The sequence below is a fragment of the [Bacillus] enclensis genome (assembly GCF_001456935.1).
GTDB classification, from domain to species: domain Bacteria; phylum Bacillota; class Bacilli; order Bacillales; family Bacillaceae_B; genus Rossellomorea; species Rossellomorea enclensis.
Window position 1 is genome coordinate 686,478 of sequence record NZ_KQ758482.1, and the last position, 19,997, is coordinate 706,474.

Sequence of the window (19,997 nt, forward strand, 5' to 3'; positions counted from 1 at the left end):
TTGCAATTTATTAAAGGGGGGTAATCATGAACCATTCTCCAATATAAAAGAAAGAGGGGGAAACTCTTGTGTTTTTAATTGAGAATGATTTTCAATATCATTGTAATTCTTATCAACTTCTTTGTCAACACAAAATATTCATTTATTTTTCTTGATTCCGTTCATTAACCATAAGTGATGAATCTTTTTCATTCCCCCTTATCCCCCCCAGTCTCTTGAATAATAGATAATTGACCGTAAAGACGATTACAGCGGCGATTTCCAGATTGATAATATATACGGCGTCATCCCCGAACCATAACAGCGGAGTTGTTCCTTCAGGCGGGCCTGCCAGGAAGAAATAGTTCGATCCGCTGACTTTGTTCAGGATGAATATAGGGACGGCCAGACAGTTGAGCAGTCCCAGTCCAAAAAAGATTGATGATTTCCTCACCTGATAATGATCGTGATAAAACAAAAACAGCACCATTAAAGGAATGGCCATATGATGAAGGAAGTATTTGATATATCGATAGTGCGGGAAAGAATATGGATTATCGGGAGTGATGAGTGCAAGAATGGGAGGGATAAAACCAATATAAAGAAATAGATAGAAGATTTTGCTGTCCCGTTTGAAGTAAAGGTAGATGCCGACAAACGTGCTGATACTGCAGAGATGAAGAGGCAGTGTGGACTGAATTGTCCAGTTCCCGGTGACGAGCGACCATATTTGATAACTGATTTCTGAAGCACATAATATACATAACAAGACAGTTCCGATCCATTTACTATTCCTGCTCTTTCCGTACCATCTTACCAAGCCCGCGGCTGACAGGAAAAACAGCAGCAGCGTCAATACATGTGTGAGTGAAAATAGTTGAAAGTCCATCATCTTATCCGGTGAAAACATAAGAACCACTCCCTGCTTTCCATAAAGTCATGAATTTTTAAATCACGTCGGATCACTGGAAGGAAATATTTGGTGTCAACAGAAAGGAATTGTGGTAAAATTCTAAATTGAAATAAAAATATAGATAGAGAAAGATTGAGGGGGATTTTGGTGAAAGAAAAACTAAAGTCATTCGGTGTACCTTTATTAATCATGCTTCTGCTGATTGGTGCGCTATTTATCCACCAGTTACTGGAGGTCAAGAAACAGCCTCAGCCTGATTGGAGCCGTTCGGTACCGCTTGGTTTCACTTCTGAAGAACGCCCGCAGGCATTCTTCAATGATGATACCCTTTTCCTGACTGACAACGGAAAAGTACATGGGCTGAAATTCGATGAACAACTGAATCTCCAGGAAGATTCTGCAGTGAATACAAAAATTACAAGGGGAAATCCTTTCTGGACTGATGGATCCGTCTTCATCCAAAAGAAATCAGACCGTCTGGTTGCAACTGAAAATAATAAAGATACCGTCATCACGCAAGAAGTGGACGGCATTAGCACTGGAAAGGAACGGGTATATTATTGGAGTAAGAATGAGCTTTTTTCATTGAATACAGCTGATTTATCCTATAACAAGATACACACGTTCCCAAAAGATATAATGGAGATTTATCAAGGGGATAATGGCAGCGCGATTGTACAGGTTCATCAAAATGATGCGAATGCTGTTCTACAGTATATGGATGAAAACGAACAAATAGTAGGGGATCCTTTTGCATCGGTCAAAATCTCGACTAATCAACACATTGACGGTTTGACCTATGGGGTGAAGGATGACAAGATGACCATCCTTTACAATGAACAGATGAGGGCTCAGGGTGCTTTAAGTTACAAGATATTAAAGCTGCAATCCCCACTTCAGGAAATTGGAACAAAGACACTCAAACCTGAAACCCTTTCATTTTTAAACGTTGATTCCGGAGAGAAGCTTCAAGGACCCCGATCTGCTAAATTGGTGACCATTGAAGGCAAGCCCTCTGTGTTATTCACTTCAGAAGGCCACAAAGCCAGCGATCAAAACTCGGTACGTGTATACCTGGCTCCCCTAGAAGATGAATCACAACTTGATGCAAAAACAATCGGCACCACCAAACATTATTCTTACCTGCCTTTCCAGTTAAACTCGAACAGCATTGCCTGGCTGGATTACGGCGGGGATACGTATGAATTATTCGGTGCATCTAAAGACCCGACAATGATTTCGGCAAGCGTCGAACTGAATAAAAGGAGTGTTAAGGAGGCTGTGAATAACACTGTAATGATGATTTTCAGCAGTGTCATAACGATCCTGATTTCCTTCTATTGGGTGCTGCCATCTTTGTTCCTGTTGATCGTTTTATATATGATCAAGCCCAACATCTTTGAAAAAGACGGCATTAACTGGGTCGAATATGCTTCTATCCTGATCTTTTTGATCATGCCCCTTACATTCATGGGCAAGGCATTGAATGGATATTTTTATTTTGCAGCCCCGGAATACCTCACCTTTACCGGGAGCGGATATGTAGGTGTCACGGTCATCAGTCTGTTGACCGCTCTTATTTGGAAGTTTGGACGAAATCCTGACTGGGGTACGTTCGGTGGAGTCTTTTATTTCATGGGGGTATATATCCTTCTCTATGTCTCTTCGTTCGGTCCATATGTCTTCAATTTATTTTGATTAATCGCTGCAATAAAAATTTAAGAGGCTGGGACATAACTTAATATCCCATGTCTAAAGACGAACAATATAGAGTGGACTCTAAACAACGCTAATGATTTCCGTGCAAGACTTCGCTTTCCGCGGGTAGCCCGTGAGCCTCCTCGGAGCTAAAGGTCCTGCGGGGTCTCACTTGTCTAGCTGCAGGGCTTAGAGGCACATGTCATAAGTCAAACCGACCACGAAGGCATAGAACGCCTTCGTGGCCGATTCGTCTTATGCCACACGCCTCTGAGCAAAGCCCTTCCGCTTTTCTTATAAGCTACTCTTCCCGCAGGAGTCTTCGTCTTGCACTCCAATCACCCGCTGAATGAGCTAAACCCTAAATGAGCAATGAAAAAATTAAAAACCCGAACTAATTTGCCTTATCTCAGCCAAATTAGTTCGGGTTTTACTTAGACTAAATCACTTTTGTCCTAGCCTCTTTTCATTCATCTATATACTTCCAATCACTGCGTTTGTAGAAATAGATATAGACGGACATGCAAAGTGTGAGCCAGGCTCCCCCGGCTGTAAATCCTGCGATGATGTCACTGGGATAGTGCACGCCGAGATAAACCCTGCTCAGTCCGATCGATATAATCAATAGTGATAGGAAGACTACACAGATCCATTTATACAAGCGTTTATCCAAGGCGCGGAACAGCATAAATGCCGCGGCACCGTAAAAAATGAACGATCCCATTGAATGTCCGCTCGGAAAGCTGTATCCTCCCTGCTCAATCAGTGCTTCTATATCAGGCCGGTCCCGTTTGAATATCCACTTCAGCAGCCAATTGAAAGCCGCTCCAAGGCCGACAGTCAAAGCTACAAATAAAGCCAGAGGATATTTTTTCATGAATAACAAGACAATGACAATACCGACTGTACATATGCTCAGCCATTTCACCCCGCCTAAAAACGTGATGGATGTCATCAATGTCGTCAGCTTTGGTGAAATGAAAGAATGGACGATATCGAAGACACCGTTGTCGAAACCGGCAATTTCGTTCTCCTTCCACTCTTCCAGGATCGAAACGAATCCCCAGGTAAATATACTTAAACAGATCAACGAAATGATAAAAAATACTGCTTTTTTCTTCTGCCTTTCCTCCACCTAATATCTCCTGCCCTTTTACTGATAATTATTGTGCTTTTTTCTTTGTAGTTGTTGCTTTCTTTTTTGCGGGTTTCTTTTTTTCTGTCTTCTTCTTTTCTTTCTTTTCCTGTTTATCCGGCTTCGTTGAATCGATTGATGCCTGCAGTGCTGCCATCAAATCTGTCACATTTTCTCTTGGAGCTTTCTCCTTGGCGGTTACAACCTTTTCCCCTGTCTGCTTCGATTCGATCAGCTGACTAAGCCTTTCACGGTATTCATCGTGGTAGTTTTCAGGCTGAAACTCGGCAGTCAGTTGTTCGATCAGCATGGTTGCGGTCTCCAATTCCTTTTCTGAAATGTCATCGTTCTCGGGTACATTCGGAACGTCTTTCGAGGGTCTTACTTCATCAGGATAATGAATCGTTTCCATCACAAGTGTATTATTATAAACCCTTACTACGGACAACTGCTCTTTCGATCTCATCGTAATTTTGGCAATCCCGACTTTCCCTGAAGTCACCAATGCTTTCCTGAGAAGTGAATAAGCCTTTTTCCCGCCGTCATTAGGGGAAACGAAATAACTTCTGTCATAGAAGATCGGATCGATTTCGTCAATTTTAATAAAATCCAATATCTCAACAGCCTTTTCGTCATTTGCTTCTTTTATTGCATTCAGCTCGTCCTCTTCCAATACTACAAATTTTCCTTTTGTCACCTCATACCCTTTTACAATGTCTTTATTATCGATTTCCTTATCACAGACCGGGCAGACTTTTTCATATTTGATGGGTGTGTGGCATTCTTTATGAAGAGATCGGAGTTTAACATCCCGGTCCTCGGTTGCGGAATGCAATTTGATCGGGATGTTCACCAACCCGAAACTGATGGAACCTTTCCAAACTGTATGCATTACAATACCCTCCTTTATATATAGTAAATCCTGTTAGCTTTATCTTTTAATTACTTTCAGTGCTTCATTCACTAAAACATCTGGAAATAATCTGCGGGTTTACCGGCAACACTAAACAAAAACATTCAAGGAGATGCCTAATGAGACCGATGCTGCCGACTCTCACCACTGAAGCTCCGAACAAAGGTAAATGGAACTATGAAGTAAAATATGATGGATTCAGAGGGATTTTAAAAATTGATGCTTCAGGCGTCATTTCACTCACCAGCAGGAACAACAAAGATTTACTGCCTCATTTCCCCGAAATAAAAGCATACATAACGGATTTGCTTCAAACAGCTTCCCTTTCCCTCCCACTCGTTCTGGATGGTGAGGTGGCCATTCTGCGTTCTGCGTATTGCAGTGAGTTCTTTGAATTGCAGATCAGGGGAAGGATGAAGAACAATCAAAAAGTCAAAGAGGCAGCAGCCGCAAGACCGGTCAAATTCTTAGCGTTCGACCTATTGCGAAGCGGGAATGAACGATGGCAGGATTCTCCCTATAAGGAACGGAAAGAGGCGCTAAAGAAACTTTTTACAGTTGAAGGCATCCCCATTATTCCAGATCCTGCAAACCCGGCTGCCTTGCAGATGATTCCCTCTTATAAAGAGTGGAATAAAGTATGGGGGGGAGTCGTAAAAGAAGAAGGTGAAGGGGTAGTTGCAAAACTGGTGGACAGCAATTGGGAAGAAGGAAAACGGAGTCCGGCATGGCTGAAAATAAAAAACTGGAAAAAATGCTTATGTTTTATCACTTCGGTCGATGTATCCAATGATTATTTTCACATAGGCGTATTTGAAGGAAAAGAAATTAAGAAAATCGGATTGTTTCATTTTGGTATTTCACCCGATGAGAAAAGGACGCTGAAAGAAATCATCAAAGCAAATCATTCGCTCAAAGAGGACAGTCATTATTATATCGACCCGTCTATCTGCGTTGAGGTTCTCTATCTGAATTGGCATGAAAATCAATTAAGGGAGCCGCATTTCAAACAGTTCATGTTCTCAACCCGGCCAGAAGAGTGTACGATGGAAAGATTTTTACTGGATGAAGCAAGCCTTCCCCAAAACGTAGACATCACGCACCCGGACAAGCCTCTTTGGGAAGAACCTCCTGTTACCAAGTTAGATTTTATCCGGTACCTTCGCCGGGTTTCAGCTGTCATGCTTCCTTTCCTGGATAACCGGCCATTGACGTGTATCCGCTACCCCCATGGGATGTATGGAGACTCTTTTTATCAAAAAAATGTCCCTGAATATGCTCCTGAATATGTAGAGACTTATGGACAGGATGGGATTGAATATATCATCTGCAATGGCTTGGAGACTCTTATTTGGCTTGGAAACCAGCTGGCACTGGAATTTCACGTCCCTTTTCAGAAAGCGGGGCAAGGAGATGTCAATGAGATTGTCTTTGACTTAGATCCCCCAAGCAGGGCGGAGTTTTCTCTCGCGGTGAAGGCAGCCCTTGTCATGAAAGATTTGTTTGAGGGACTGAACTTAAGGAGCTTTGTTAAAACTTCAGGAAACAAAGGCCTTCAGGTCTATATTCCGCTGCCCCGGGGTTATTCATGGAAAGACACTGGGGTTTTCACGGAATTCATTGCTCATTACCTTGTATCCAATTATCCTGATGATTTCACAATCGAGAGGTTAAAAAAGAACAGGAAAGGCCGGCTGTACGTGGATTACATTCAGCATGCTGAAGGAAAAACGATCATCGCTCCTTACTCATTGAGAGGGAACGACAAAGCCCTGGTGGCTGCACCACTCTGGTGGCATGAAGTAAATGAAGAGCTGACTCCTGAGAAGTTTACCATGAAGGAAGTGTTAAAGCGGTTAACAAAGCTCGGCTGTCCCTTCCGCGAGTTCGACCATGCCAAGGCTCAGCAGCCCTTTAATGATGTGATCACATTCCTGAATGGAAACGCCAAAAAGTAAGCCTGGACAAATGTGTCCAGGCTCACTTCTTTATGCATTTGTAAATATCTTACGATCGACGACTTTTTTGGCGTGATCTTGGAGAAGTCCATAGGCCGCTTCTTCATTAAGATCGGTTTGTGATAATATCTCGAAGTTTTCCGGCTCCGATAAGGTTAATTGGAGTTCAGCTTCGAATAGATAGGTGGCATTACCGATTAATTCCATGAAGTACTCACCGGTATCTTTACGATTCACCACCACCCGTACCTTTCCGCCGTTATTAAAAACATCGATTTCTTCGCCAGGTTCATTAAGGCCGAGCAGGCATGTGACCAGACTTGAGGCGGACATTGCTGTACCGCACGCATTTGTGAAACCTACCCCTCTTTCAAATGTACGGACATAGATGGACCCTTTTTCAATCTCGTGAACAAAACTTACATTCACCCCGTCCGGAAACAGATTGTTTGGACCGTTGACCGTTTCTGAAATCTGTTTCTGTTCATTTGATATGATACTGCCTGCCTTCACCATACTGATTAGATGCGGGTTCGGAACAGCCAGTACCGTAAATTGGAGGCGATCGGATATTTCAGGGATCTTTTGATCGATCACTTGCGAATGTTCCATATTCATCGGTACTTTATCCAGATCGAAATAAACCGGTGAAATTTCCACATTATAAGTGGGGATGTCGTCATAGATGCTGGGTGCTGATGCAACTTTCAAATCAGCCTTCATCGTTTCAATGACGATTGAATCCCTGCCTGTTAATTCACACACATACCTTCCAACGCACCTCAGTCCATTACCGCACATGGAAGCTTCGGAACCGTCTGCATTAAAGACCCTCATGACAGCATCGCACCGCTTGCTCTCAAGTACGAACAGGATCCCATCAGCACCAATCCCTTTTTGTCGGTCACATAACGACAATGCCAAGTTCTGTCTTTCCTCTTCTGTAAAAGTGCAGGGATTGGATAGTTCATCAATCAATAAAAAGTCATTCCCGGAACCATGGCATTTAAGTACATTTAGTTTCATCTCGAAGCCCCCCGTTACTTGCAATCTGCCAAACTATTCATTATCATTTGGATAAGTCCAGAATCCGAAGGGAAATCCTTTGTAATCAACAGCCGGCAGCGATTTTTAAAATAATTTATACTAAGCTTGCCACAAACGAATACATTTGGCAACGCACTGTTCAATTCTTTATCAGTTTACTAAGTTGAATGCTCAAATGTGAAACGGAAAGATTATGAGCGGGGTGTAAGTGACATGGAGGAATTACAATTCAGATTTCAAGTGAAGCAGGTAAGTGATGCCGGGGATGAGTATGACTCCCTCGACGTTCTTACCTTCTGCAGGATCTTCAACGAAAAAAAAGACCTTCTTCATGAAGGCCTTTTCAGGGTCAGATTTAATTCAATGGGCATATACCCGTTTCCTGCTGACATCGCGAAGCAAGTCAGCTCAAGAAAAATCCAGCGACTCCTGCTTATGGAGTTAAAGCGTTATATCAAACCGCAGAGGAAATTCCTGAAGCCGGGCACTTATAAATCTGTATGGTGAGTACTTAATGGGTAAGTTCATGTGTAAGCAGCTCTTCTGCCCAATGGCATGCCTGCTGATAGCTTTCTGAAATTTCCTGCTGTGTCAGATTTAACTCAGCCATTTTTCCATCAAGGTCCTTCCATTCAGCCTTCTCGACAGAAATGACCAATTCAAGCATATCCTTCAACTCATTGGAGTTTCCTATCAATGCATCGCATATTTCATCGTTCAATGGCAAATCCTCCAGGATCTTCTTCATCGGAACAGACAGGATGGCATCCATTAGGGAGAACATCCCGGTCAGAAAATAGCTTGACGCATTGACTTTTCCAGTTAACTTCTTTGCTGTGAGCTCACACATCTTTGCCCTTATCAGGCATAAGGATATCACCTCATTCTTCATCTTTTCCTTATGCGTTGCCTGTTCCCTGACTGCCAGGACATATATCCACCGTTTTATTTCCATCAAACCAAGCAGTACAATCGCCTGCCGTATAGAATGAATTTTATGCTTCGGTCTGTAAGCAGGTGAATTGATCAATTTCAACAGTTTATAAGAAAGCGAGAGATCCTGTTCGATCAGGCCGCTGATGACATCAATGCTTGGTTCTGCCATCTCCAGGCTCTGAATGATGGAATAGTAGGAATGAAAATATACCGGAACATCATGTGATGCGATGACCTTCGGTTTGCTGAAAAAGTACCCTTGGAAGTAATGATATCCCCTTTCCCTTGCCTCCCGGTACTGCTGCTCGGTTTCCAATTTTTCCGCGATCAGCTTATAACCAAGAAGCGGAGACAACACTTCAATCCTTCTTCTCATCTCCCCGGTTGTTGCAAGAAAATCGACCTTTACATAGTCAGCTGCCTTCATAAGCGCCTTGCAATAAGGATTCGATTCATTAAAGATAAAATCATCCAATGCAATCTTGTATCCCAGTCTTTTAAGTTCCAGACAGATGTCCACTACATTCCTGCTCGGTTCTACCGATTCCAGAATCTCCACCACAATCTGACTTGGATTAAAATATGTAGGTACTTTTAAATTCAATAGATTTTCAGTGAAATTGATAAAACATGGTTTACCTGAGGACAATGAATCTATCCCTATGTTCAGGAAACTGTTAATGATGACATCGGCTGTTGCTGTATCCCCATCTATATCAGGAAACAAATTCATTTGACTTTGTCTATATAGAAGCTCGTAGGCTGCCTTTTCCTCATTCACATCAAAAATAGGCTGCCTCGCCACAAACACTTCCATTTTTTCCACCCCTGCCCTTTAACCATACAGGACCAATATATGTAATAAAAATGGTCATTTTGATATATTTTTTCTTCATAGTATCAAGAAAATCGTGGAAAGTCTACATCATTTGTATATTTATGGGTTTATTGCAGTTCCTTTGTCATATTGAGTATCTTTCGGTATTATCGGGAAAAAAAGAGACGGCAGGATGCCGTCTCTTTTTTTGGTAATCTATCAATGTATAGAATGAACAAAGAAGTTCATCAGGAATAACCCGGCAATGATGTAAAGTGGGATGGATACTTCCCTTGCTTTACCGGTAGCCATTTTTAAGATCGGATACATAATGAATCCGATGGCTATTCCGTCTGCAATGCTATAAGTGAAAGGAATCATCGCAATGATGAAGATGGCCGGAAATGCTTCCGTCAGATCCCTGAGATCCATATGACGGATATTCTGGATCATCAATCCGCCGATGATAATGAGGATCGGAGCGATTGCATGGTCCGGAATCCATTTTAAATAAGGAATGAACAAAACGGATCCAAGGAATAATACCCCTGTCGTCAGAGACGTCAATCCTGTCCTTCCCCCGGCTGTCATAGCTGCTGCACTTTCAACAGTGGAAACGGTCGGACTCGTTCCGAAGAAGCCCGATGTGAATGCTGAAAAAGCATTTGCCTGGAAGGCTTTTGGATACTTTTGAGGCTGGCCGATCATGTCTACATGACCGTGGATCAGACCAATATTCTCAAATACCAAAACCATTGTCACTGAGAACACTGCAATCCAAAACGGGATTTTCATGATCGAATCAAATGAAATCTGTCCAAATACCTGCCCGTATTCACTCCAGTGAAATGTGCTGCCGGATATGGACGGCTCGATTCCAAACAGGAAACCAAGCAATGTACCAAAAGCGATACTCCATAAAAATTGTCCTTTTACGTTGCGGATGAAAAGGAAAATCGTAACCAGAAAGGTGAGCACGGTAGCTAACACCTTAAGTTCCCCAAAGTCACCGATCGTGATGAGGGCTGAGTCCCCTCTTTGGATCAGACCGCCTTTTTCAAGGCCGATAAACATTAAAAACATTCCGAGACCGACCGTGATGGCCTCTTTCAATGTTTTTGGGATGGCTTCCGATAATACTTTTGAAAGCTTTGTAAACGCAATAATCATGAAGAGTATCCCGGAAACAACAACGACAGCTAAAGCTTCCTGCCACATCAAACCAGAAGATTTCACCAGCGTAAATGTAAACATCGCATTGATGCCCATTCCCGGAACCAGAAGAATTGGCGCATTCGCCCAGAAGGCCATGACCACACACCCGACAAAGGAAGCCAGTATGGTCGCCATGACTGCCCCTTCGAATGGAATTCCAGCTTCAGAAAGAATGAGTGCATTTACTGCGATAATGTACACAATCGTAAAATAACCGATTGCACCAGCCATTATCTCCTGCTTGAACGAGGTACCATGATCCTTTAACTGAAAAATACCTTTACGTTCCTTCATATAATCTTCCTATAAAACTGCCCTCTCCCTACCCGCTCAATCCCCAAAAGGGTGAGCCACAAGATATTATTGTAGCAAAAAGGCGGGGGTTTGCCAATAAATACTTTATTCTTTGATGATATCAAGAGAATTGAGATATATAGCTGCTATAAAAAATATTTTTTACCTCCCTTCAAATTAAAACCCGAACAAATTTAAGTTCTACTTAAAGAACCAAATAATTGTTCGGGTTTCCCTGGTTAAACTGCCTTAATATTTTTCTCACGAAAGATCGCAGTGGACACCTTACTGGGTTGATAAATTTATTCCTCCTTTGTAATCCCCCCAACACCCCAATATCTTCGAGGAATTGGGTGTATGATAACCCTGACCTGATCAGGTTTTACATTAAGTGTTTGAACAGTGATTTTTGTAATCCCATTAATTAACTCCCTAACTTTCTCATCACTCCGCCCCTCAAGTATCTCTATGTGGATAATAGGCATAGGACATCACCTTTCGATAAATGCAGTGGATGTCACCGGGCAGGTGCCATCCACTGCTTTTAAAATCCTAATAATCTTGGAATAAATAATGTAGTTTGTTCCCAATAAGTAACTATTAAGAGCATGGCAATTCCCAATAAAAGCATTGGCATTACTGCTCTTATTAATCGTTCAAATTTCACTTCAGCAATGGAAGATACGATGAATAACCCCGTGCCAACTGGAGGTGTCAGCAGGCCAATTGTCAGGTTAATACAAATGATCACCCCGAAATGGATAGGGTCAATTTGAAACGCCGTAACTAACGGCATAAAAACGGGTACCAGGATAATGAGCGCAGCAATCCCATCCAGAAGAGTTCCAATTACTAAAAGAAAGATATTGACCAACAAGAGAAATACAAACGGGTTATCAGATATAGAAAGCATTGAATTTGCAATCATCTGTGGAATCTGTTCAAAGGCAATCAGCCAGCCAAACAAGTTTGCCATTGCAATCAAGAATGTAACCGTAGCAGTACCGATAACCGTATTCACTAAAATTCCGGGGAAACTTCTCCACTTCAACTCTCTATAAAAAAACTTCCCTACCCCAAACGCAATCACACTTGCTACTGCCGCAGACTCTGTAGCGGTAAACGCTCCGCTAAGGATACCGACAGTAATGACAAAAGGAACCAGAAGGGCGGGCAGCACTTTTACAAATGAAGACCAGATGACTGCAAAACTTGCTCTTTCACTCCTAGGGAAGTTATTTTTATAACCTAAATACGCAATCAATGCCACAAATCCTATCCCAAAAATTGTTCCAGGGATAATACCAGCCATAAAAAGACCGCCAATTGACGTACCAGACAAGGTTCCATAAATGATAAAAATCATACTAGGCGGAATGATCGGCGCTACAATTGAGGAAGCCAGCGTTAAAGCAGATGAGAACTCACGATTGTAACCTTCTTTTTCCATCTCGGGGACCATGACCTTGCTCATCATCGCCGCCTGGGCATTTGCCGATCCCAGAATTGAAGCCAGGAACATATTGGAGATTACCGTAACATAAGCAAGTCCTCCTCTAACATGCCCGACAAGCTTTCTTGCGAAGACAACAAGCCTGTTAGTGATACCACCGCTATTCATCAGCTCTCCTGTCAACATGAACAATGGAATTGCAAGCAGCCCAAAATTCTCCATACCTGAGTACAACCTTTGTGGTGTTGACTCGAGCAGCATTGTGTTGCCGGTAACCAGAAAATATACAATTGTCGTCATACCCAGTACCAATGATATTGGAATCCCCATCAATAAAAAGACGACAAATGCCAATATGACAAGTGCTATCATTTTTCTTCACTCTCCTTTGCTGCAGCGTGGAGGTTATTCATCATTTCACTATCAAACCGTTGATTATTTGTAATGTCTATCATATTACTGATTAGATGGATTGATGCACATAGCAGTCCAACTGGCAGAATCGCATAAGGAATCCACATGGGCATCAAGATTGCGCTCGATTTTTGAATTGCAACTGAAGGTGAAGTAATCCATGAGAAACAATAGAATAATAGAATGGACATGAATAGGAGCATAAATATATGTGCCAAAATCGCCACCCATTTATTCACCTTTTCCGGAAGATAATCCGTAATAAGCGTCATGGATGCCTGTGTCTTATATTTAAGCCCGAGGCTCCCGCCTATGAATGTTATGTAAATCAATAGAAATACAGATACTTCCCCTGCCCAGAACAGGGGCTCTTTAAATACGTATCTAAAAAGTACTGCAGCGGCAACAATGACAGCCATGGCGAACATTAGGATAATAGCCAGTTTCTTTTCGAAACTGGCTACTATATTACTAACGTATTTCACTTATTTCCCTCCACTAGGTTATTTTCGGAAAGTATCTATGAACTCCTGGATCAACGGGTCAGTTGGCCCATACTTTTCATCAAACTCCTTGATATAAGGCTCGAATAGCTTTTGGTCGATTTCATAGATTTTCATTCCTTCATCACTGAGCGTCTTCTTAAATTCTTCCTCTTGTGAGGAACGTGTTTTTACTGCATATTCTGCAGCAGCTTTAATGGACTCATCTATAATCTTTTTGTCATTATCAGACATTTTTTCATATTTTTCTTTATTCATCATAGCCACTGCCGGCCACACCATGTGATTCGTCACAGCACCATATTTAGCAACTTCATGATATTTATTGGTGATGGTCGCGTCTAGATCCATATCCATACCATCAATTACACCGGTTTGGATTGCTGCATATACCTCAGGAAGCGGCAGCGATTCAGGTGAAGCGCCAAGTGATTTGTAAAAATCCTGGAGCGGAGGGCTTGGAGTTACGCGGAAGGAAAGTCCCTTCATGTCTTCCGGCTTCTTGACTTCCTTATCCTTGAAAAGCATAACGCGGTTACCTGCAAACAAATAATCCAACCCTTTAATGCCCTGGTCATCCAATGTGGCAAGGATTTTCTTAGCAATTTCCGTATCACGTGAAGCATTCGCAGCTTCCAAATCTTTGAAAGCATATGGGGCAAACCAGGCTGTAAAAGCGGGAGCCCGTGAACTCATATATGCCGCAGTTATAAAGCCAAAGTCTACAGAGCCTGCAGAAATTTGCTGAACCATATCAGCTTCTGTTCCCAGTTGGCTTGCAGGATAAATTTCAACTTTCATTCTTCCTTCAGAACGCTTGTCCAGTTCTTCTTTGAATTTTTCTGCGGCCTTGTGCCACATATGATCTGTTGGGGTAATGTGCGCCAGCTTGAATGTATATTTCTTTTCAGATCCTGAAGCGGGCTCTGCTTCCGTGTTGTTACTGCATGCTACAGTTGTTAACAAGAGTAATAAAATTAAAATTGTCAGCCCTGATTTCCTTAAATGAATCATTTCCCGCACCCCTTTTTATCCCATTTTTTGAAAGCGTTATCATATTAATGCCTAAACCGCCTCTATCTGTGATTATAATTACTTTTACCTAGCAAAAGTGTAAAGTAGTTAACGTTGAATGTGATTATTTATCTATAAATTTAGAATATTCAGTTTTACAAGAAGGCACTTATTAGTCACATACTATGTGCTTGAATCGCATGTGAAAGATACACTGCCAAGCTCCGCGAATTGTACAATAACTGTGTCATTTGGTTCGAAACTGATTGCTTCTGACACTGCTCCACTCAATATTACTTCTCCCTTTTTAATGCCTTTTCCAGCTTCCCCAAGCTTATTGACCGCCCACGCAACAGAAGTTGCCGGATGCCCGAGTACCGCTGCACTCGACCCCGTTTGAACAACCTGGCCGTTTTTCGACATCACCATTCCAAGCTGTCCCAAGTCTAAATCCTTTGGCGACATCCACTTGCTTCCGATGAGGAATTTTGAGGAAGAGCAGTTATCTGCAATAACATCAGCCAGAGTGAATTTGAAGTTTAAATAGCGGCTGTCGATAATTTCGATTGCTGGAGCTACAAATTTTGTCACTCGCAGTACATCCTCGGCCGTTACATTTGTTCCTTCTAGATCTTTTTCGATAAAAAAAGCAACTTCTGGCTCTGCTTTTGGATGGATAAAAGCTGAAAAATCAAGGGGTTCCCACTCTAACCCGAGCATATCATCCGTCAGATGTCCATATATTGCTTCATGAACCCCCATCATTTGCTGCTTCGCTTTACTCGTTAAACCAAGCTTTAGACCAATTTTCCGAGCTCCGTCCCTCTGACGTCTTTCAATCAATTTTTCCTGGATCGAATATGCTTCCTCAAAACTCAGTTCCGGGTAACGGTCGGTTACTTTTACAACTTCACGGCGTTCTCTTTCTGCGGAATATAAGTATTCTACGATTTCAAGGTCGACACCTTTTGTAATTGCCATTTATTACACCTCCAATTTCTTGGTTTTTGCCAATTCAGCAGCAACATCAAGGATCATATCCTCCTGGCCGCCAACCACTTTCCGTTTGCCCAACTCTATTAATATATCTCTAGAATCAATACCGAATCTCTGACCGGCACGTTCAGCATGCAGCAGGAAACTGGAATACACACCCGCATATCCAAGGACCAGGCTCCCTCTATTAATTTCCTGTGGTTTTGGAATTAGTGGGCCTACTGTATTTTCAGCCAAGTCCATCATCTTATAAATATCGATACCCAGGTCTAATCCCATACGATCCAACACGGATAATAGAACTTCGGTTTGTGCGTTCCCTGCACCGGCACCCAGACAGCGAATGCTTCCATCAATCCTCGTCGCCCCCTCTTCAATAGCAGCCAGTGTATTGGAAACTGCCAATGAAAGATTATTATGAGCATGGAAACCCACTTCAATAGACAAGGAGTCTCTCAGAGCGGCAATTCTTTCTTTTACTTCATGGGGCAAGAGAGCACCTGCGGAATCAGTCACATATACTGCTTGGGCGCCATAGCTTTCCATCAGTTTCGCCTGCTCAACCAATTTTTCTGTCGGGGCCATATGTGCCATCATCAGAAATCCAAGTGCTTCCATACCAAGGTCCCGCGCCATGGTGATATGTTGAGCAGAAACATCTGCTTCAGTAACATGCGTTGCTATCCTTACCAGACTCGCTCCTGCCTGATGAGCCTTCTTGAGCTCGTGTACCGTACCGATTCCAGGTATAAGAAGCACAGCCACCTTTGAGTCTTTACATTCATCAACAGCTGCTTCAATCAGTTTCATTTCATCAACGAGAGACTTTCCATACTGCAGGGTGGATCCGCCTAAACCATCGCCATGGCTGACTTCGATATAATGCATCCCTGCTTCATCAAGCTCACGTGTGACGCGCCGAACCTGCTCTTCAGTAAATTGATGCTGCATGACATGACTGCCGTCACGCAGACAAACTTCGGTAACTTTAATAGGCTTATCACTTTTGCGATTCAAAAAATTCACCTAGCCTTTCGATTTGACACTCTGCTTTTCAAGCATTTGAATTGCAAAATCCTCTGCAACCCGGGTCGCAGCAGCAGTCATGATATCAAGATTTCCTGCATAAACCGGGAAATAGTCTCCCGCTCCCTCCACCTCAATGAATACAGTAACTTTCTTTCCATCAAACAAAGGGTCCTGCTTAAGACGATATCCCGGAACGTATTGCTTCACCTTATCTACCATCTGCTCTATCGATTTCGTTATCGCACCTTCGTCCATATTTTTCACTTCACAATAAATCGTGTCCCTCATCAAAATCGGAGGGTCTGCGGGATTCAGAATAATCAGTGCCTTCCCATTGTCAGCACCTCCCACATCTTCAATGCCCCGGCGAGTTGTAATTGTGAATTCATCAATGTTTGCACGTGTCCCAGGTCCTGCACTTTTGGACGAAATGGTTGCTACAATTTCCGCATAACTAACATCAGCTACGGAGTTGATTGCATGGACGATTGGAATTGTCGCCTGCCCTCCGCAGGTTATCATGTTGACATTTTTCTCGCTAAGGTAATCCCCTGTTTTTACTGCTGGTGAAACGAATGGCCCCCGGGCTGCCGGCGTCAGGTCAATGGCCAACTTTCCCAACTCAGCGAGAATCTTGGCATGCCTTACATGTGTTTTTGCGGAGGTCGCATCAAATACAATGTCTGCGACTTCAGGATGTTCCTTCAACGCCTGGATGCCATTATCGAAGGCAAGATATCCTCGTTCCTTCGCGCGTTTCAATCCATCTGACTCTGAGTCAATCCCAATCATCGCCTTTAACTCAATGAACTTACTTCGCTCAAGCTTATACATCAAATCTGTTCCGATATTTCCGGACCCAATGATGGCTGCTTTGATTTTCTCCAACTTTTATACCCCCTGCTCAAACGTAACTGATACAGATCCCAACGGTCCGAACTGTGCTGTTATTGTATCTCCTTCAGATACACTTACGGCAGCAGATAATGCTCCAGGCAAAATCAGTTCCCCAGCCCTAAGTGGAATCCCGAACTCATGAAGCTTATTTGCCAGCCAGGCAATCGCATGGGCCGGATGGCCAAGAGCAGCAGCTCCGGAACCTGTTGCGATCATCTCACCATTTTTGGATAAAATCATTCCAACACTGCGGAGGTCTAATCCATTAATGTCTGTCACCTGTTCTCCAACTACAACCTTTGCGGAAGACCCATTATCAGCCACAGTATCTACCAGACCAATCTTCCAATCTGCTATCCGGCTGTCAATAATTTCGAGGGTTGGTACCACATATTTCGTAGCCATAAGTACATCCAGGAAAGTGACATTCGGTCCATTTAAGTCATCGGCTAATACGAAGCCGATTTCCGCCTCGATTTTTGGACTTAAGAAATTTGACATCATGACAGCTCCGCCATTTTCCACCTTCATGTCATCAAGTAAATGACCATAATCAGGCTCTTCAACTCCAAGCATCTTTTGCATCGCCACACTCGTTAACCCGACCTTCTTGCCTATGATTGCACGCCCTTCTTTAAGCTTTGTCTTTACAATTTCGAGCTGGACGTTGTAGGCATCTGTTACACTGATATCTGTGAATTGTGAGGTTATGGGAGGGACGGCTATTTTGCTTTTTTCCGCATTTAAAAGGGTTGCAGCAATATTTCCAACTGTTGCATCCATGTAATCACCAGCCTTTTTTACAATTTAAATAGATGTATTTATAGGATTGAAACGTTTAATCGTTATAGCTTCATCGTAATTGTCTTCGCTTCAGTATAAAACTCGAAACTGTGTCTGCCTCCTTCACGTCCAATACCGCTCGCTTTCGATCCGCCGAACGGTGTACGGAGGTCTCTATAATACCAGCAGTTTATCCATAATAGACCTGTATTCACATTAGCTGCTACACGATGTGCCCTGCGAAGATCATTTGTCCAGACAACACCCGCCAGTCCATACATTGAATCATTTGCGATTCGAACCGCATCATCCTCCGTTTTAAAAGGAATTACAGTCAGCACAGGACCAAAAATCTCTTCCTGGGCCACGCGCATCTTATTGTCTACATCATATAGAACAGTAGGTTCATAAAAATTACCTTCTCCCAGGCCTCTGACACGCTTTCCACCAGTCGCAAGTTTCGCTCCTTCTTTCACCCCGATTTGAACATATTCATCAACACTATCGAGATGGGCTTTCGAAACGAGAGCCCCCATATCTGTATTTTCATCCAGAGGATTACCGACCTTAATAGAACGTGCAGATTTAACGAACTTTTCTAAAAATTTATCGTAAATGCTTTCCTGCACAAGCAAGCGCGAACCAGCCAAACAAATCTCACCTTGATTTCTGAATATCGCTTCAACCGAGCCAGTAACCGCTTCATCCAGATCAGCATCCTCAAACACAATATTCGCAGACTTCCCTCCAAGCTCCAAAGAAACCGGAATCAGCTGTGATGCAGCATTCTGCATCACCGTTCGGCCAGTCGTACTGTCGCCTACAAACGAAATTCGCCTGACGGAAGGATTTCTGGTCATCTCCGTTCCGACTGTACTTCCAGGTCCAGTGATAATGTTCAACACCCCCGGCGGCAATCCCGCCTCATTGGCAATATCGCCAAGCATCACAGCGCTCAATGGAGTATATGATGCCGGCTTAACCACCACTGTATTGCCTGCAGCCATTGCCGCCGATGCCTTCCATGTCATCTGCATGAATGGCAGGTTCCATGGTATGATCAAGCTTGTCACCCCGGCAGGAGCATATTTTGAATAAGACATGTATCTTGCCTGATCATAATGCTCATGATTTACATAGTTAGCCATCTCTGCGAAGAAGCGCAAATTCGCAGCCGCCCGCGGAATATCAAACCCTCGGCTTTCCTTGATCGGCTTACCGACATCAAGGGTTTCGACGAGCGCTAATTCATCCACTTTTTCCATGATCAGATCAGACATTCTGCACAAAATTTTAGATCTTTCGGCAACCGGCAGCTCGCTCCAAACACCGCTTTCAAACGTTTTTTGCGCTGCATCGATTGCGTGTTTTGCATCCTCAACACCAGCCATTGCAACAGTGGCCAGTTTTTTATTTGTCGACGGATCGAATGTATCAAATGTTTCACTTGTCAACGCATCACGATATTCACCATTAATAAACAGTCTGGCATCTTTTATTTTCAGTGATTGAGTCAGATTCATCCTAAATCAGCCTCCTCTTCCTCTACTTCAACTACCATTTCAACCTCTACTGCATTGTTAAGCGGCAGCTGTGCCATACCTACAGCGGAACGGCCATGCTTCCCGCGCTCGCCAAATACCTGGACGAGCAGGTCCGATGCACCATTCATCACATTCGGCTGATCGGTAAAGTCAGGGGCGCTATTCACGAACCCAAGTACTTTTACAACTCTCTTCACTTTGCTCAACTCACCAAGCTCCTGCTTCAAAACGGTCAATAAGTTCAACATGCACTGCTTGGCTGCATTGTACCCAATCTCAATCGAAACATCCTCTCCCAGCCGTCCTCGGAATTCATTCGTACCCTGTCCGGATGTAAAAATCAGATTACCCGTCCTCACACAGCTCACATAATTCCCTGCAGCATGACGTGGATCAGGCAAGTTCAGACCCAATTCCTTCAAACGTGCTTCTGGTGACACCTGTACTTGTTTCATAAGA

The 19,997-nt window shown here is 43.1% G+C and carries 19 protein-coding genes; 3 read left to right on the plus strand and 16 right to left on the minus strand.

Annotated elements, in window-relative coordinates; all coding sequences use genetic code 11:
• Positions 1-142: 142 nt before the first annotated feature.
• Positions 143-889 (minus strand): YwaF family protein, encoded by a 747-nt coding sequence (locus tag AS034_RS03385; protein ID WP_058297542.1) that lies wholly within the window; start codon positions 887-889, stop codon positions 143-145.
• Positions 890-1,039: 150 nt separating this feature from the next.
• On the opposite strand from AS034_RS03385, the gene AS034_RS03390 reads away from it, so the two are divergent.
• Positions 1,040-2,590, plus strand: a complete 1,551-nt coding sequence (locus AS034_RS03390) for a hypothetical protein (protein ID WP_058297543.1) — start codon at positions 1,040-1,042, stop codon at positions 2,588-2,590.
• A gap of 466 nt (positions 2,591-3,056) precedes the next feature.
• On the opposite strand, the gene AS034_RS03395 is transcribed toward AS034_RS03390, so the two are convergent.
• Together AS034_RS03395 and ku are read right to left on the minus strand one after the other, a co-directional pair.
• Complete coding sequence (locus AS034_RS03395) at positions 3,057-3,725, minus strand: phosphatase PAP2 family protein (RefSeq protein ID WP_058297544.1); 669 nt, start codon at positions 3,723-3,725, stop codon at positions 3,057-3,059.
• A 28-nt stretch (positions 3,726-3,753) separates the two neighbouring features.
• Entirely contained in the window at positions 3,754-4,617 is an 864-nt protein-coding gene (gene ku, locus AS034_RS03400; RefSeq protein ID WP_058297545.1) for a non-homologous end joining protein Ku, read from the minus strand.
• A 140-nt stretch (positions 4,618-4,757) separates the two neighbouring features.
• Between ku and AS034_RS03405 the strand changes: the two genes are divergently transcribed.
• Complete coding sequence (locus tag AS034_RS03405; RefSeq protein ID WP_058297546.1) at positions 4,758-6,596, plus strand: DNA ligase D; 1,839 nt, start codon at positions 4,758-4,760, stop codon at positions 6,594-6,596.
• Between the two features lie 30 nt (positions 6,597-6,626).
• On the opposite strand, the gene dapF is transcribed toward AS034_RS03405, so the two are convergent.
• A complete protein-coding gene (gene dapF, locus AS034_RS03410; RefSeq protein ID WP_058297547.1) occupies positions 6,627-7,622 on the minus strand; it encodes a diaminopimelate epimerase in 996 nt (331 codons plus the stop codon).
• 234 nt (positions 7,623-7,856) lie between these two features.
• On the opposite strand from dapF, the gene AS034_RS03415 reads away from it, so the two are divergent.
• Positions 7,857-8,150, plus strand: coding sequence for a hypothetical protein (locus tag AS034_RS03415; RefSeq protein WP_032088051.1), 294 nt, complete (start codon positions 7,857-7,859; stop codon positions 8,148-8,150).
• Positions 8,151-8,154: 4 nt separating this feature from the next.
• On the opposite strand, the gene AS034_RS03420 is transcribed toward AS034_RS03415, so the two are convergent.
• From AS034_RS03420 to AS034_RS03475, 12 genes are all read right to left on the minus strand, one after another.
• On the minus strand, positions 8,155-9,396 hold the full coding sequence (locus AS034_RS03420; protein ID WP_058297548.1) for an EAL and HDOD domain-containing protein: 1,242 nt from the start codon (positions 9,394-9,396) through the stop codon (positions 8,155-8,157).
• A gap of 219 nt (positions 9,397-9,615) precedes the next feature.
• On the minus strand, positions 9,616-10,905 hold the full coding sequence (locus AS034_RS03425; RefSeq protein WP_058297549.1) for an NCS2 family permease: 1,290 nt from the start codon (positions 10,903-10,905) through the stop codon (positions 9,616-9,618).
• Positions 10,906-11,207: 302 nt separating this feature from the next.
• The gene (locus tag AS034_RS03430; protein ID WP_058297550.1) at positions 11,208-11,390 is read right to left on the minus strand and encodes a tautomerase family protein; all 183 of its coding nucleotides are present in this window, start codon (positions 11,388-11,390) and stop codon (positions 11,208-11,210) included.
• A 59-nt stretch (positions 11,391-11,449) separates the two neighbouring features.
• Positions 11,450-12,730: a TRAP transporter large permease gene (locus AS034_RS03435; RefSeq protein ID WP_058297551.1), complete on the minus strand. Its 1,281-nt coding sequence runs from the start codon at positions 12,728-12,730 to the stop codon at positions 11,450-11,452.
• Positions 12,727-13,257, minus strand: a complete 531-nt coding sequence (locus tag AS034_RS03440; RefSeq protein WP_082641619.1) for a TRAP transporter small permease — start codon at positions 13,255-13,257, stop codon at positions 12,727-12,729. Before AS034_RS03440 ends, AS034_RS03435 begins: the two co-directional genes overlap by 4 nt.
• 18 nt (positions 13,258-13,275) lie before the next feature.
• Positions 13,276-14,289, minus strand: a complete 1,014-nt coding sequence (locus AS034_RS03445) for a TRAP transporter substrate-binding protein (RefSeq protein ID WP_058297552.1) — start codon at positions 14,287-14,289, stop codon at positions 13,276-13,278.
• A gap of 183 nt (positions 14,290-14,472) precedes the next feature.
• Positions 14,473-15,270: a 2-keto-4-pentenoate hydratase gene (locus AS034_RS03450; RefSeq protein WP_058297553.1), complete on the minus strand. Its 798-nt coding sequence runs from the start codon at positions 15,268-15,270 to the stop codon at positions 14,473-14,475.
• Between the two features lie 3 nt (positions 15,271-15,273).
• Positions 15,274-16,302, minus strand: coding sequence for a 4-hydroxy-2-oxovalerate aldolase (gene dmpG / locus AS034_RS03455; RefSeq protein WP_058297554.1), 1,029 nt, complete (start codon positions 16,300-16,302; stop codon positions 15,274-15,276).
• Between the two features lie 9 nt (positions 16,303-16,311).
• A complete protein-coding gene (locus tag AS034_RS03460; RefSeq protein ID WP_058297555.1) occupies positions 16,312-17,202 on the minus strand; it encodes an acetaldehyde dehydrogenase (acetylating) in 891 nt (296 codons plus the stop codon).
• Between the two features lie 3 nt (positions 17,203-17,205).
• The gene (locus AS034_RS03465; RefSeq protein ID WP_058297556.1) at positions 17,206-17,994 is read right to left on the minus strand and encodes a 2-keto-4-pentenoate hydratase; all 789 of its coding nucleotides are present in this window, start codon (positions 17,992-17,994) and stop codon (positions 17,206-17,208) included.
• 62 nt (positions 17,995-18,056) lie between these two features.
• Positions 18,057-19,517 carry an aldehyde dehydrogenase gene (locus AS034_RS03470; protein ID WP_058297557.1) on the minus strand — a complete coding sequence of 487 codons (1,461 nt, stop codon included), beginning with the start codon at positions 19,515-19,517 and terminating at the stop codon, positions 18,057-18,059.
• The gene (locus AS034_RS03475; RefSeq protein ID WP_058297558.1) at positions 19,514-19,993 is read right to left on the minus strand and encodes a RidA family protein; all 480 of its coding nucleotides are present in this window, start codon (positions 19,991-19,993) and stop codon (positions 19,514-19,516) included. Before AS034_RS03475 ends, AS034_RS03470 begins: the two co-directional genes overlap by 4 nt.
• Between the last annotated feature and the right edge of the window lie 4 nt (positions 19,994-19,997).

Excerpts from the sequence above, each read along its gene's own strand:
- AS034_RS03430 (WP_058297550.1), bottom strand. The coding sequence starts at position 11,390 with ATGCCTATTATCCACATAGAGATACTTGAGGGGCGGAGTGATGAGAAA.
- AS034_RS03465 (WP_058297556.1), bottom strand. The coding sequence starts at position 17,994 with ATGGATGCAACAGTTGGAAATATTGCTGCAACCCTTTTAAATGCGGAA.
- AS034_RS03385 (WP_058297542.1), bottom strand. The coding sequence starts at position 889 with ATGTTTTCACCGGATAAGATGATGGACTTTCAACTATTTTCACTCACA.
- AS034_RS03415 (WP_032088051.1), top strand. The coding sequence starts at position 7,857 with ATGGAGGAATTACAATTCAGATTTCAAGTGAAGCAGGTAAGTGATGCC.
- AS034_RS03435 (WP_058297551.1), bottom strand. The coding sequence starts at position 12,730 with ATGATAGCACTTGTCATATTGGCATTTGTCGTCTTTTTATTGATGGGG.
- AS034_RS03405 (WP_058297546.1), top strand. The coding sequence starts at position 4,758 with ATGAGACCGATGCTGCCGACTCTCACCACTGAAGCTCCGAACAAAGGT.
- AS034_RS03475 (WP_058297558.1), bottom strand. The coding sequence starts at position 19,993 with ATGAAACAAGTACAGGTGTCACCAGAAGCACGTTTGAAGGAATTGGGT.
- ku (WP_058297545.1), bottom strand. The coding sequence starts at position 4,617 with ATGCATACAGTTTGGAAAGGTTCCATCAGTTTCGGGTTGGTGAACATC.
- AS034_RS03470 (WP_058297557.1), bottom strand. The coding sequence starts at position 19,517 with ATGAATCTGACTCAATCACTGAAAATAAAAGATGCCAGACTGTTTATT.
- AS034_RS03425 (WP_058297549.1), bottom strand. The coding sequence starts at position 10,905 with ATGAAGGAACGTAAAGGTATTTTTCAGTTAAAGGATCATGGTACCTCG.
- AS034_RS03450 (WP_058297553.1), bottom strand. The coding sequence starts at position 15,270 with ATGGCAATTACAAAAGGTGTCGACCTTGAAATCGTAGAATACTTATAT.
- dapF (WP_058297547.1), bottom strand. The coding sequence starts at position 7,622 with ATGAAACTAAATGTACTTAAATGCCATGGTTCCGGGAATGACTTTTTA.
- AS034_RS03445 (WP_058297552.1), bottom strand. The coding sequence starts at position 14,289 with ATGATTCATTTAAGGAAATCAGGGCTGACAATTTTAATTTTATTACTC.
- AS034_RS03420 (WP_058297548.1), bottom strand. The coding sequence starts at position 9,396 with ATGGAAGTGTTTGTGGCGAGGCAGCCTATTTTTGATGTGAATGAGGAA.